This window comes from Nonomuraea turkmeniaca (assembly GCF_005889735.1).
Taxonomy (GTDB): domain Bacteria; phylum Actinomycetota; class Actinomycetes; order Streptosporangiales; family Streptosporangiaceae; genus Nonomuraea; species Nonomuraea turkmeniaca.
On the sequence record NZ_VCKY01000273.1, the window covers coordinates 1 to 13,245 of the forward strand.

At 68.9% G+C, this 13,245-nt stretch carries 13 protein-coding genes, 1 pseudogene and 1 riboswitch; of the genes and pseudogenes, 7 read left to right on the forward strand and 7 right to left on the reverse strand.

From position 1 onward, the window contains the following. Positions 1–411: 411 nt before the first annotated feature. Positions 412–801 (forward strand): annotated as a pseudogene (locus ETD86_RS46445) (TetR/AcrR family transcriptional regulator); the annotation flags it as partial. On the opposite strand, the gene ETD86_RS46450 reads toward ETD86_RS46445, so the two are convergent. Continuing rightward, positions 761–1,321 carry a TetR/AcrR family transcriptional regulator gene (locus ETD86_RS46450; protein WP_138673020.1) on the reverse strand — a complete coding sequence of 187 codons (561 nt, stop codon included), beginning with the start codon at positions 1,319–1,321 and terminating at the stop codon, positions 761–763. The pseudogene ETD86_RS46445 and the gene ETD86_RS46450 sit on opposite strands and share 41 nt — an antisense overlap. A gap of 141 nt (positions 1,322–1,462) precedes the next feature. Between ETD86_RS46450 and hisD the strand changes: the two genes are divergently transcribed. Further along, complete coding sequence (gene hisD, locus ETD86_RS46455; RefSeq protein WP_170223648.1) at positions 1,463–2,803, forward strand: histidinol dehydrogenase; 1,341 nt, start codon at positions 1,463–1,465, stop codon at positions 2,801–2,803. A gap of 8 nt (positions 2,804–2,811) precedes the next feature. Here the strand turns inward: hisD and ETD86_RS46460 are convergent, their stop codons facing one another. Further along, positions 2,812–3,423 (reverse strand): hypothetical protein, encoded by a 612-nt coding sequence (locus tag ETD86_RS46460; protein ID WP_138673022.1) that lies wholly within the window; start codon positions 3,421–3,423, stop codon positions 2,812–2,814. A gap of 243 nt (positions 3,424–3,666) precedes the next feature. Between ETD86_RS46460 and ETD86_RS46465 the strand changes: the two genes are divergently transcribed. The 3 genes from ETD86_RS46465 to ETD86_RS46475 all read left to right on the forward strand — a co-directional run bounded on the left by ETD86_RS46465 (position 3,667) and on the right by ETD86_RS46475 (position 6,367). Continuing rightward, complete coding sequence (locus ETD86_RS46465; RefSeq protein WP_138673023.1) at positions 3,667–4,641, forward strand: alpha/beta hydrolase; 975 nt, start codon at positions 3,667–3,669, stop codon at positions 4,639–4,641. 217 nt (positions 4,642–4,858) lie between these two features. Next, the gene (locus tag ETD86_RS46470; RefSeq protein WP_246149322.1) at positions 4,859–5,935 is read left to right on the forward strand and encodes a protein kinase family protein; all 1,077 of its coding nucleotides are present in this window, start codon (positions 4,859–4,861) and stop codon (positions 5,933–5,935) included. A 24-nt stretch (positions 5,936–5,959) separates the two neighbouring features. Next, positions 5,960–6,027, forward strand: a riboswitch (guanidine-III (ykkC-III) riboswitch). Positions 6,028–6,043: 16 nt separating this feature from the next. Then, entirely contained in the window at positions 6,044–6,367 is a 324-nt protein-coding gene (locus ETD86_RS46475) for a DMT family transporter (RefSeq protein WP_138673025.1), read from the forward strand. A gap of 67 nt (positions 6,368–6,434) precedes the next feature. On the opposite strand, the gene ETD86_RS46480 is transcribed toward ETD86_RS46475, so the two are convergent. Both ETD86_RS46480 and cpt read right to left on the reverse strand, forming a co-directional pair. Continuing rightward, positions 6,435–6,971 (reverse strand): hypothetical protein, encoded by a 537-nt coding sequence (locus ETD86_RS46480; RefSeq protein ID WP_170223650.1) that lies wholly within the window; start codon positions 6,969–6,971, stop codon positions 6,435–6,437. A gap of 218 nt (positions 6,972–7,189) precedes the next feature. Further along, on the reverse strand, positions 7,190–7,723 hold the full coding sequence (gene cpt, locus ETD86_RS46485) for a chloramphenicol phosphotransferase CPT (RefSeq protein WP_138673027.1): 534 nt from the start codon (positions 7,721–7,723) through the stop codon (positions 7,190–7,192). Between the two features lie 525 nt (positions 7,724–8,248). On the opposite strand from cpt, the gene ETD86_RS46490 reads away from it, so the two are divergent. Beyond that, positions 8,249–9,553, forward strand: a complete 1,305-nt coding sequence (locus ETD86_RS46490) for an alpha/beta hydrolase (RefSeq protein WP_211370737.1) — start codon at positions 8,249–8,251, stop codon at positions 9,551–9,553. 163 nt (positions 9,554–9,716) lie between these two features. On the opposite strand, the gene ETD86_RS46495 is transcribed toward ETD86_RS46490, so the two are convergent. The 3 genes from ETD86_RS46495 to ETD86_RS46505 all read right to left on the reverse strand — a co-directional run bounded on the left by ETD86_RS46495 (position 9,717) and on the right by ETD86_RS46505 (position 12,091). Next, on the reverse strand, positions 9,717–10,361 hold the full coding sequence (locus ETD86_RS46495) for a class I SAM-dependent methyltransferase (RefSeq protein WP_138673029.1): 645 nt from the start codon (positions 10,359–10,361) through the stop codon (positions 9,717–9,719). 63 nt (positions 10,362–10,424) lie between these two features. Further along, positions 10,425–11,054: a response regulator gene (locus tag ETD86_RS46500; RefSeq protein ID WP_138673030.1), complete on the reverse strand. Its 630-nt coding sequence runs from the start codon at positions 11,052–11,054 to the stop codon at positions 10,425–10,427. Next, positions 10,994–12,091 carry a sensor histidine kinase gene (locus ETD86_RS46505; protein WP_246149325.1) on the reverse strand — a complete coding sequence of 366 codons (1,098 nt, stop codon included), beginning with the start codon at positions 12,089–12,091 and terminating at the stop codon, positions 10,994–10,996. The genes ETD86_RS46500 and ETD86_RS46505 overlap by 61 nt, the downstream gene beginning before the upstream one ends. Positions 12,092–12,221: 130 nt before the next feature. Between ETD86_RS46505 and ETD86_RS46510 the strand changes: the two genes are divergently transcribed. After that, a complete protein-coding gene (locus ETD86_RS46510; protein ID WP_138673032.1) occupies positions 12,222–13,220 on the forward strand; it encodes a hypothetical protein in 999 nt (332 codons plus the stop codon). The last annotated feature ends 25 nt before the right edge of the window (positions 13,221–13,245 follow it).

The following is a 13,245-nucleotide window of genomic DNA, read 5'->3' on the forward strand; positions in this document are numbered from 1 at the left end:
CTGACCATCCTGCCCAACGGCCGACGCGTTCCTCGACAAGATGATCAGCCTCTACCCTGACCGCGCCTGGGTCACCGCGGGAAGCGCTGTCGGCGGGCTGTCGGCCGGCTGTCCGCGGGCTGTCGGCGGGCTGTCGGCGGGCTGTCGGCGCATCATCTGCGGAGCCCCCTCGGAGAGCACGCAGACGGCCCGCCCACGGCCACGCCCACCCGATTTGCCGGAAATCCTCGGTAAATACAGAGAATCGCAGACGCTCACGTACCAGTCCGACTCAAAAGTCGCCTCGAATCCGAACAACCGAGTGTAGAAGTCGTGGGACTCGGCCAATCGCGAGGTGCTGATGACCGGATAGAAGCTGGTCAGCGCCATAAGGACACTCCTTTCACATACCGACGGTATGCGAAAGCGACCGCCGAGGCCCAGGATGATCCATGGGAGCAGCTGACGGCGGGATGCCGGGCCTTCCTCATGGCGAGCACCGACCCGGACGCCCAGCAGATCATGCTCATCGACGGTCCCGCCGTGCTGGGGTGGAGCGACTGGCGCGCGCTGGACGAGGCCGCCTCGGCACGCCACCTGGCCGAAGCGCTGACCGGCCTCATCGACCGAGGAATGATCGCCCCGCAGCCGGTCGAACCGCTCACCCGCCTGCTGTCCGGCGCCATGAACGAGGCGGCGCTCTGGCTGGCCAGATCGACCGACCCCAGCGACCTGCCCGACACCTGGGCCGCACTCTCACAGATGCTCGAGGCACTGCGCGTCAGAGATCACACCCCAATTCCGCCGAGGCGAACGAAATGAGGAGATCGAGCGCCATCGGAACGGACAGGGAGGCGTTGCGGCTGACGATGTGCAGGCCGAGCCCGTCTTCCATGGCCAGGAACGAGGCAGCCAGCTCGTCCGGAGGCCTGCTGGGGTGGAAGTCACCGGAGGCGGCCCCGGCCACCACGATCGACTCGAAGAGCAGCTTCTCCCGGTCCCAGAGGGACGTCATCAGAGCGGCGTGACGGTCGTGGCGGGCGCCGAGGTCGTGCAATTCGTAGAGCGCCTTGCACACCTTGTCGTCAGGTCCGGACGGCAGCCCGGATTTGAACCCATGAACAATCCTCCGCGGAGGCTCCGGAATGGCGGCCGTGATGTGCGCGCGGCGGGTCACATAGCGATCGACCAAGGTGCGATGCAGGTCGTACAACAGGTCGTCGACATCGGGGTAGTGGTAGAGCACGGAACCCGGCGACATGCCGATCTTTGCCGCGATTCTCCTGATGGAGAGAGCAGAAAGACCTTGTTCTGAGATCGTTTCGTGTGCGGCCGCGACCATCTCCGCGCGGCGGCCCTCCGACCGGCTGCGTGCGTTCACACAGCCATCATGGCGTACGCCGGCAGCGCGCGGGCGATTGACATCGACCCCTCCTTTTTGCACACTCGTTCAAAGATGGATGCCGACGACGGGAGCCCAGCCATGACCTCCATCGCCTCCCCCGCCATCGTGGACTGGCGGGAGGCCGACGACGACAAGCGCCACAGGCTGCTCAGCAGAGGTGGTGTCGCGGACCGCCTCGGCCGGCGTGCGGAGTTGGCCCGGGCGATCGCGGAGCTGGTCGAGCGCGTGCGGTCCGAAGGTGACAAGGCGCTGGTGGAGGCCCTGGCCGAGTTCGACGGGGTCGACATCGATCCTGCGGGGTTGCGGGTGAGCGAGGAGGAAGTTCGGCAGGCTGCCGCCTCGCTGCCCGTCCGGACGATCGAGGCGATCCAGTTGGCGATCGCGCAGGTACGGGCGTACAACGAGGCGGCGCTGGCCCGAGCGGGGTGGCGGGATGAGGTGGGCGGCATCCAACTCGGCGAGCTCGTCAGACCGATGGAGAGCACCGGCCTGTACGTGCCGGCGGGCAAGGGCTCGTTCCCGTCAGTGCTGATCATGGTGGCGACGCCGGCCGTGGTGGCGGGCGTGCAGCGCATCGCTCTCGTCGTACCACCGACTCCTGGCACCGGCGGCCGGGTCGACCCGGCTGTGCTCGCCGCGGCCGAGTCGCTGGGAATCACCGAGATCTACCGCAGCAATGGCCCTGCGGGGATCGCCGCCCTCGCCTGCGGGACCGCGACGATCCCCGCAGTCCGGAAGATCGTCGGCCCTGGCAGCCCGGCCGTGAGCGCGGCGATGGCGGAGGTCCAGCGCCTGGGCTGCGTGGTGGAGGTCGGATACGGCCCGACCGATTCGCTGATCGTCTCCGACGCGCACGCCGATCCCGTCCTGTTGGCGGCGGATCTGGTCAACGAGGCCGAGCACGGCTCCGACTCCTCTGCGGTCCTCGTCGGCACCGATCCAAACGTGCTGCGACGTGCCGCCGAAGAGGTCGCCAAGCAGATCAATGCCCTGCCCGCACCTTGGCGCGACTACGCTCGGGCCTCGATCCATGACAACGGCGGCATCGTTCTCGCCGGGTCGCCGCAGGAGGCGATGGACATCGCCAACGAGTACGCACCCGAGCACCTTCAACTGGCCGTGGCCGATCCAGAAGCCTGGCTGGCGCTGGTACGGCACGCGGGCACGGTCCTGCTCGGCCAGTGGACCACGATGGCTGCTTCGAACTTCGCGATCGGCACGCCAGCGACGCTCCCCACCAGCGGGTTCGCGAAGGTGGTCAGTGGCGTCTCCGTCCACACGTACCTGACGCGCATAGCAGTCGCCAGGCTGGAGGAGGAGGCGTTCTGGCGGCTCGCCCCGACGATACGCACCCTGGCCGAGCACGAAGGCTTTCCCGCGCACGCCCGTTCGGTCGCCATCCGCGAAGGGCGCGTGTAGCGGGCGTCTCAACCGGTGAGGGACAGGGCCCATTCGGCAACGCGCAGCCCCTCGGTCGTCCAGCTGCGCGGGGCATAGCCGAAGCCGCCCCGCACCTCCCACGCGAGATCGACGATCCAGACACCACGGCTCGCCGCGACCCGCCCCACCGTCACCGGGTGGTAGAAGAGCCAGGTCGGCCGCTTGACGCGTACGTTGGACACGACCTGGACCCCGGACCAGCCGCCACGCCGGAACGGTGCCACGGTCACCTCCCCGTGCAGGTCGGCACCCAGCTCGGCGGCCGGCGGACCCGCGCAGCGCGTAGCGATCCGCGTGGCGGCATTGGTCAGTGCACGCGCGGTCGCCGTGTCAGGGGCCTGGAGGAAACGGACCTCCAGTGGCGGGTCGGTACGGAGCCGGGCGGCATGAACGGGGAAACCCCGAGGCTCGGCCGGCAAACCTGACGAACCCTGCACACCCGTGCACAGCCCGAAGATGCTGTCAGCCCGCTGGGACTCCGACGTGTCGCCCGACTCGTAGGGACGCAGCCGCTCGGCGAGCTCCTCGATCGAGTGCACGGGCGCGGCGCGGATGGGCCGGTACGTGGCGACGGCGGTATTGGCGCTCCCGGCGGCCACGCAGAGCACGACAACCGCAGACGAAACCAGGACGAGCCTGCCCATGCCTGGTTCAACGGCCGAGACGGCCAAAGGTTCCTCCGGAACCACCAGGTCTGTCGCCGCACAACGCACGGCCATGACGGCTCTCATCCCTGGGGCGGCAACGCGTGAACCCCAGATGCGGGCCAGGGCACGGCCAGGGCATGGACCCGGGCCGTGCCCCGATGCCGCACCCGCGGGCGGCGAGCGACGCTGGCTCCCATGATTCTCATCAAACGCATGCTGAGCCGCAGGACGTTCTCGATCCTCCTCGCGGCCCTGCTGGCGCTCTGCACCACCGCCGCGCTCGGCCCGGCCGCGGTCGCCGCGCCCGCCGAAGCGCATGTCGTCGACGAGCAGCGGGTACGACCCCGCGTCGTCGACCTGACCATCGACTCACCCGTCCTCGGCGAGACCGCGAAGGTGCGGCTGCTCACCCCCGAGGGCTGGGAACAGCGCGGCCCCCGTGACCGCTGGCCGGTGCTCTACCTGCTGCACGGCCTGGGCGACTCACACGAGTCCTGGACGCAGGACAGCGACATCGAGCAGCTCGCCGGGTTACGCGATGTCCTTGTCGTGATGCCCGACGCCGACGCCGACTGGTACACCGACTGGTGGAACGGCGGGGCCTACGGACCTCCGGCATGGGAGACGTTCCACCTCCGGGAGATGCGCCACATCCTCGAACGCCACTACGGCGCCGGGCCACGGCGGGTCGTCGCCGGCCTGTCCATGGGCGGCTACGGCGCTCTCATCTACGCCGCCCGGCACTCCGGTCTCTTCCGCGCGGCGGCCAGCTACAGCGGACCCGTCCACCTGCTGCACCCCGAGCACGTCCGCAGGTGGCTGGTGGCATTTGAGAAGGTGCCCCACTACCGCCAGCTCTGGGGCGATCCCGTTGCTCAACGCGCGAACTGGCAACGTCACGATCCCTACGCCCTGGCTCGGCGACTGCGGCACATCCCGGTCTTCCTCGCCTGCGGTGACGGGCGTCCCGGGCCGCTGGACCCGGCCGGAACGCAGTTCGACGGGGACGAGGCGTACCTCGAAATGCTGAACCGCTCGCTCGCGGATCGGCTCCAGCAGGTCGGGGTCCAGGTGAGCACTGACTTCTACGGGCCCGGCACCCATGCGCCGCCATACTGGGAGCGCGAGCTCCATCGGTCGCTGCCCATGCTGCTCGGCGCGTTGACCTGATTCAATTGCAGATGCCGCCGGCGAGATGGTCTCATCCTCATGCGATGGGCGTACCAAAGGTTTGTGTTCGTGGTCCGCGACGACCGCTCTCCACAGAGCGCCGTAAGGGGCTCGGCGTCGCCGTACCGGTGCCGACGGACCGGTGCCGGTTGGTCGAGAAGGGACCGTCTTGCCTGCTCTCGCGCATGACCACTCGGATCAGTCACACCAGACGCGCGTGTCCCGCTACGGCGACGTGTCCACGGCGTTGGCATTACTGAGCGATCGACGGCTCACCCAACTCGTGGACGATACGAAAGCCATCGGCTCCGGCATCGGAGGCACGTCGATGGTGATGGACATCGATGGCGTGCCGGTGTTCGCCAAGCGCATCCCCCTGACCGACCTAGAACGACGGCCGGAGAACGTCAGATCAACGGCGAACGTTTTCAGCCTCCCCACGTACTGCCAATACGGTGTCGGCGGCCCCGGCTTCGGCGCCTGGCGCGAACTCGCCGCCAACATCATGACGACCAACTGGGTCCTCGCCGCCCAGACCGAGGCCTTCCCGCTGATGTATCACTGGCGGGTCCTGCCCGGATCGCCACCGGTGGCCGACGAGCACGCGGACGTCGACCGCACGGTCGCCTACTGGGAGGGCTCATCGGCGGTACGCGAGCGGCTCGAAGCCACCTCCAGCGCATCAGCGAGCATCGTCCTGTTCCTCGAGTACATCCCGCTCAACCTGCACGATTGGCTGGCCACCCAGCTCACCGCCGGCGGAGAGGCGTTCACCGCCGCCTGCACCATGGTGGAACGCCGCCTGCACACCGACATCACCTTCATGAACGCGAACGGCCTGCTGCACTTCGACGGCCATTTCCGGAACATACTCACGGATGGTCACCGCCTCTACTTCGCCGACCTCGGCCTGGCCACATCCCCCCGCTTCGACCTGTCACCCGACGAAGCGGACTTCGCCGCCCACAACCTGAGCCACGACCTGGGCTACGCGATGATGAGCCTGGTCAATTGGCTGGTGACACGGGTGTGCGAGGTGCCCACTCCCCCGACGGACGGCCCGGCGGCCCGCAACGACTTCATCCGGCGATGCGCCGCAGGCGAGGAGCCCGCAGGCATCCCGGCTGCCCTGGCGGCGATCATCACCCGCTACGCGCCGGTGGCGGCGGTCATGAACGACTTCTACTGGGATCTCTTCGGCGAGAGTCGCGCCACGCCGTACCCGACCGAGCAGGTCGAACGGGCGCTCACCCTGGTCCCTGGACTTGAGGAGAGCCTCAGCGGGAATCGTTGAAAGGCCGCGGCCGTTGTCAGGGGTGCGGAGCCCGTTTCCGGGGCTCCGCCCGGACGAGACGCGCCGTACCCGGCCTGCAAAGACGACGCTCCTTCGAAAGGAGCCGTCATGCCCTGGCTCATGGTCATCGTCGCCGGTCTGTTCGAGGTCGCCATGGCTTATTCGCTCAAGCTCAGCGACGGGTTCTCCGTACCGCTGCCCAGCATCGGCGTCGTCGTGTCCGGCGTCCTCAGCTTCGGTCTTCTCGCGCTCGCCCTCAAGAACCTCGAGGTCGGTACGGCCTACGCCGTCTGGACGGGCATCGGCGCCGTCGGCACCGCCGCGCTGGGCATGATCGCCTTGGGCGAGAGCACCTCCCTCGTCAAGATCGCCTCGGTCTTTCTCATCCTCGCCGGTGTCGTCGGGCTCAACCTCGCCGGCGGCGGCCACTGAACGGGCCTCTTGGTCAAAGAGGTGGAGTCGTACGCTGCCGCCCACAGCGGCGCCCCGCTCGCGCTGCTCAGCCGCAATGCCCCCCGTCGTCGACCACCCCTCGGTGCGCCAGCGTGCGCGCCTCGTAGATGCGCACCTCGCCTCTCCACCGGACACACCTGTCGCGTCCGTAGACTTTCACCGGCCCGGCGTAGAACCGATAGGTGCCCGAATCGCTGTCCCCGTGACGCGCTGGCGGCAACGGGGTCTCCATGCATTCCCGGCGCAGGGCAGGCGATCTGGGGCAGGCCAGGAGACTCACGGACAGATGCTGCCTCAGAAGCGCGGTCTGCGGCGTACCCCGGTACTTCTTGGCCTGGAGGAGGGCGCAGTTATAGCCGTTGGACGCGTAATAGAGGTCGACGTAGCCCAGGACGAGGCGACCGTCCTTCACCGGATGGCGGCCCACCCGGCTCCCCGAGCACGGTGCGACGGCGTGCGCGGCGGACGAGACGAGAGGGACCGTCCCCGCAGCCAGTACCGCGGCGAGGACGACCTTGAGAATCTTGGAGGAGCGCCAAGAAGCCATGGCCACACTGTCCCCTGCCACGGGCAGGGCTGTCACGCCGTTACGACCTTCCGGCCTCATACGCGTGAGGGGAGTCGGCGGGCCCGAGCCCTCCTGAGGGTCCACGTGAAGCCGGCCGGCACAACCCGCCCCATCACCGCCGCGATCTCTATCAGACCGGTCCGGTCAGAGGCGGGTGCGGGCGGGGCGCTGACTCGAGGAGGCGTTCCCAGGGCGTCGATCAGCTCGGGAACATCGCGAGCATGGCCGAGGAGTCACCGCACGTGGGTGGCGATGCTTCGCGCGCACGCCAGGGCCTCGGTATGCGTGGTGTCCACTTCCACGTCATAGACCACGTCCTGATGTACGACCTCCGCCTGCAACGCGGCCATCCCCTGCACCCGATCCCCCCGGGCGATCTCCCGAGCCGCCGCAACCGCACTCTCACACCGGACCCCGACCCACAGCACGTCCAGCCCCGTAAGAACCTTCTGCCACCCCTCCTGAGACGCGGCTCCACCCAGGAACACGTCATCCACGATGACCCCGGCCCCCGCACGCGCCATCGCGGCGACACCCTCCATCCACGCCGCTTGCAACGCCCGGAACGCCGGCCCCACATTCACCCCACCGTCCGGAGCGAACTCGATCCCCGCATCTGACGCCTGCATGGACGCAGGCATCGCCTCGACCAGCGAATCGACGGCGGCGGCAAGCCACGGATCCGGCAGGATCGCCTGCAGACAGCGGACGATTCCCGACTTTCCCGAGCTGGAGCCACCATTGAGAACGATCACCTGGGTAGTCACCGCACCACACTAGAAGCCGTGCCCCGGGCCCCGAAAGCGCTTTTCAGCGAGCACAGTGGCGCTGATCGTCACACCCACAGTCCTGACTCCGGCTTCAGCGGAGCGTCGGCCCGACGCGGCAACTCGGCCGGCATCGTTCGGGCGTACCCCTGGCGACGGTGGCCAGGGGCTACCGAATAGCGGATCACGTCATGACCTCATGCACTCACTCGACCCACTGACCTGGGGTGAACGGTCATCGGGCTAGGCGTCCTGTCCGGTTCGTGATGACGTCATGGGTCTTCGATGACGCGGTCTCTGGTTCGGAAATCCGCAGTTCGGCAGAGTCGACGGCACAGACAGAACGATCACTGAAGAGGATCCCTGATGCGCAACCTTGCGAGACTGTCCGCCGTCGGAGCAGCCACCGCCGTCCTTGCCACAGCCCTTGTGACCCCGGCACAAGCGGCGGCCACCTCGTGGGGCGCCTGTGCCGGGGGGCCCGGTGTGGACCCGCGGCAGGAATGCACCACCCTCCACGTTCCCATGGACTATCGGGCGTCCGGCGGGCAGACGATCTCACTGGCGGTGTCGCGGATCAAGACCGCCAAGCCCGCGTTGCGCCAAGGCGTGCTGCTGATCATCCCCGGCGGACCGGGCAGCCCTGGCCTGAACCGGCCCAGCGTCCAGGTCAAGCGGCTGCCGCAGGACGTGCTCGACCGCTACGACATCGTCGGGTTCGACCCGCGTGGCGTGGGACAGAGCTCACCCGTTTCGTGCGATCTGGAGACCCGTGATCTCGCACTCACCAGGCTCAAGCCGTACCCCGACGCCGACGGCGGCATCACGGAGAACGTCGCCTGGTCGCGTCGGATCGCCGAGGCCTGTGCCCGCAACGGCGGGCCGCTCATCCGGCACATCAGCACCCGCAACGAGGCCAGGGACATCGACAGGATCCGCCAGGCGCTGGGCGAGAAGAAGATCTCCTACTGGGGCGTCTCCTACGGCACCTACGCGGGTGCCGTCTACGCCACCATGTTCCCCGAGCGCACCGACCGGGTCGTCCTGGACAGCAACGACGATCCCGATCCGCGCCGGGTGGCGCGGCAGTGGCTGGCCAACTACGCCGTCGGCGTGGAGGACCGCTTCCCCGACTTCGCCGCCTGGGCCGCGGCCCGCGACGGCGAGTACGGCTTCGGCGCCGACGCGGCGGCGGTCCGCCGTACCTTCCTGGACCTCGCGGCCGAACTGGACCGCAAGCCGTTGCCCTGGCCCGGCGCCAATCCCGAGGAACTGAACGGCAATGTCCTGCGGGAGACCATGCTGAATGCCCTCTACTCCGACGCGAACTTCCCCATGCTGGCCACCCTGATGCGGGCCGCCCTGACCTCAGGCGAACTGCCCCCGCCGAACACACCCCCGGTTGCCGCCATGCAGAACACCGCCGCCCACTCCGGCGCGACCATGTGCAACGACGTCGAATGGCCCGACTCGGTCAGCCTGCACCAGCGGCAGGTGACGCGTGACCGGGCCGCCCACCCGCTGACCGCGGGCATGCCCGTCAACATGGGGCCGTGCGCGTTCTGGCCGTACAAGCCGGCCGAGCCGTCCGTGCGGGTCACCTCGCGCGGCCCCGCCAACGTGCTGCTCATCCAGAACCTGCGTGACCCCTCCACGCCGTACAGCGGAGCGCTGAAGATGCGCCAGGCATTCGGGCAGCGAGCCCGTATGGTCGCCGTCGACTCCGGCGGCCACGGCGTCTACCTCGCCAACGGCAACACCTGCGGCGACCAGGCCGTAACCGCATTCCTGACCACCGGGCACCTGCCCCAGCACGACAAGAACTGCTAGTCACCGATCTCCCGCAAATGCGCAACCTATGGTTGCGCTTTTGCGCGTTGCGCCGCCATGACCTTCCTCGCCGGATGGGCCGACGAGGCCTGCCGGTTGTCGGACGCCATAGGGCTGAGCTGGTGGCTGGACCCAAGAATGGGGCGGGATCGTCCAGCGGCGATCAGTGAGCGCGTGGGTGATCGTATCTGCTTGATGGTTTGCGCGCCCAGAACAAGGCATGCCCGCTGTCGCCTTCCGGCACGAATTCCTGAGAGGTGACTTCCAGGCCGGCTTTCTGCAGCCAGGATCGGTAGGTGGCGGCATCGGTGTGGCTCCACCACATCGGCGCGGAGCCCCCGAGCCAGTTGTCTTCGGTGCCGGTCCAATCCTCCCAGCCGGTGGTGGCCAACAACCAGCCCGAGGGGCGCAGCCAGGCGGCGATGCGCTCGATGAGGTCGGGCTGCTGCTCAAGGGGCATGTGGATGAGGGCATAGAGGCAAACGACCGCGTCGAAGGAAGCGGATGGCAGATCGAGGGTCATGGCGTCGGCCTGCACGAAGGTCGCGGCAGGAACGAGGCGTCGCGCCCGCTGGATCTGAACGTCGCTGATGTCGACACCCGTCACCTCATGCCCGGCCGCGGCGAGTGAACGCGCGACGGGGACACCACAGCCGCAGCCGAGATCGAGCACGGACGCTCGGGTGGGCAGGCGGGATTGGAGAGTCTCGAGCCAGGGGGCGTACTCGCTTTCGTCGGCGTCGTCTCCGCGGTAGCGGTAGGACAGTGCGTTGTAGCCGCGTCGGACCAGATCGGTTTCCTCGCTCACGCGGTTCAGGTTATGGATCGGTGTGATGGGACGGCGACCGTGTTTCCGGGTGTAGCCCCGGGTTCATGGTTCGGCTCTGCCGGTGGCCCAGGCCCAGGCGGCGATGGCGACGCGGTTCCGGGCGCCGGTCTTGCGCTGGATGGACGCGATGTGGTTCTTGATCGTGCCGGGTGAGAGGAAGAGCTCCGCGGCGATCTCGGCGTTGGTCTTGCCGTGCGCGACCATGGCCACGATTTCGTCTTCGCGTTCGGTGAGCACGACGTTCGGCGTCTCGCGTGGCAGGCCGCGCTGGCGGAGCAGCCGGACGGTGAGCTGGGGGCTGATGAGCATGTCACCGTTCATGGCGGCCCGGATGGCCTCGATGAGCAGGGTCGGGCCGGAGCGTTTGAGTATGAACCCGGCGGCGCCGTGCCCCAGCGCCGCGTGGACGTACTCGTCGAGCCCGAACGTCGTCACGATCACCACGTGAATGCCGGTCCCGGCGAGGGCGCGGGTCACCTCGATGCCGTCGGCTCCGGGCATGCGGATGTCGGCGAGCACGACATCGGGCCGGATCGTTTTGGCGGTGTCGATCGCGGCACGTCCGTCGGCGGCCTCGGCCACCACCGTCATGTCGGGCTGGGCGTCGAGAATCAGCCGGAAGGCGCTGCGGATGCCTTCCTGGTCGTCGGCGATGAGGATTCGGGTGACCACTCGGGCGATTGTGCCAGCGGCAGGCGCGCGGTGAGGGACCACCCGTCCGGTACGGCCTCCGTGACGAGCTCGCCACCCTGTTCCTGGACGAGTGCCGCCAGACCGGCCAGCCCCGACCCGCCGCGCCGGCTCCCCCGGCCTCGGCTTACGCCGTCGTTCGCCATCGCGACCTCCAGGACCCCGCCTGCGGCGCTGATGCCGAGGTCGACCCGACTGGCCTGGGGGGCGTGCCGCCGGACGTTGGTCAACCCCTCCATCACGATCCGGTACGCCAGGGCCGCGGTCTCCACCGGGACCGTCACCGCCGGGTCCACGCTCAGGCGGACGCTCGCCGGGCCGGCCGCGGAGAACCGTTCGGCGGCCTCGCGAACGCCACTCAGGTCGCCGACCGGGGTGCGGGACCGGTCGTGGTGGAGCATGTCCAAGGTACGGTCCAGCATCGACATGGCCCGCTGACCTGCGGCTTCGACGCGTTCGAGCGCCTGACGCGGATCGCCCGCGACGCTGCCTGCCTGGGCGTGCGCCACCATTTCGCTGATGTCGTGGGCGACGAAATCATGCAGGTCCCTGGCAAGCCGCAACCGGAGGGCAGTGCGGGCATCGGCCACCGCGCGGTCCTGCCGTACATCGAGAAAGCGCAGGTAGCCGCCCACTCCAGCGGCCAGCAACGCGCCCAGCCCCCAGAACGCGCACACTCCCACGCCTTCCAACGGCGAGGCGGGAGTGAAGACGCGGAGCACCCACACGGCCGCGGCCACGCCAGCCGCGAGCGCAGCCGGCACGGCCGAGCGCGGCGGCGCGTACCGGATCACCAGCCCGGCAACCACCATGAGGGCCACGCTCTCGACCATCCCGAGCACGTCGGCCCCCGGCCCTGGCCGCGCCCCGCCAACTACGTGCACCAGCGTGACGACCAGGGACAGAGCCGCAGCCACGCAGGTCGGCAAAGGCAGTCGCGACCTGAACCCCGGCCGGAACGACGCCGTCGCCGCCACCGCCACCACGACCAGCACCGACATGACGGAAATGACCGACATCACGCTCACCCGAGCGACGATACGCCCCTCCTCAGCTCCTCCCCCACGTGCCGAACGGCACGTTCACCGGTCGCAAACCGTGCCGAACGACATCTGGCCCGGCAATCCTCCACCCCGCGACGCTGATCACATGACCACCATCACCTCTCACCGCCGAGGCCATGCGGCTGCGCTTTGGGCGCTGGCCTACGGCATTCTCGGCGCGGCGTGGGCGCTGGGATTTCCCGGCTACCCCTGGGGCGCGTCCGACCCCGATCCGGACCGGGCGCTGTCCATCCTGGCCGGCACGACACCGAACTTCGGCTGGTGGATCGCCGCCTTCGCGCTCCTGACCGCCGTGACGGCGCTGGCGTTGACGCACAGGAGGGACAGTCGTGTCCCGCTGCTCCTGGCCTGGCCGATCGCCGCGGTCCTGATCCTGGTGATCCCCGACTCCAGGCTCATGATGGGCGTCGCCTACACGCCGCTGCTGCTGATCGCGCCGGCCTTCGGCTGGAGCCTGGGCGGCGCCACCTTCGCCGACGCCTGGCCGTGGCCGGTGCTCAACCAGCTCGTGTGCGTGCTGGGTGGGCTGTTGCTGGCGGCCGCCGCGCTGGCGCACGACCGGAGCCCTCGGGGATGGTTCAGCCCTGAGCGGGGACGGCGGGCCGTGTACGTGGCGGTCGCGGTGCCGCTGCTGTACTGCGCCACCCGGTGGGCGTGGGCGCTGGGCATTCCGCTCGGTGTGAGCGACAAGTTCCTGGCCGAAGGCGAGGACGGGCTGTGGCTGGCGGGGGCGTATCTTGCGACCTTCGGGGCGTTGGGCGGCGTGCTCACCCTCGGGCTGACCCAGCGGTGGGGCGAGGTCTTCCCACGCTGGCTTCCAGTGCTGCGCGGCCGGCGAGTTCCGCCGCTGCTGGCGGTCATCCCGGCCGGGTTCGTCTCGATCATCATCACCGTGGCCGGGCTGACGTACATCAGGTGGACCATCGCCGGCCGGTTCGCCCTCGCCGAATGGGGCGCTTGGCTACCGGAATGCTTCTGGCCTCTCTGGGGCGCCGCGCTCGCCGCGGCCACCGTCTCGTACCACCAGCGCCGCAAGCACGACGCCCACCGGACACTCGCCACCCTGTCGCTTATACACATCTGACGCTGCAGACGAATGCTTAGGTATA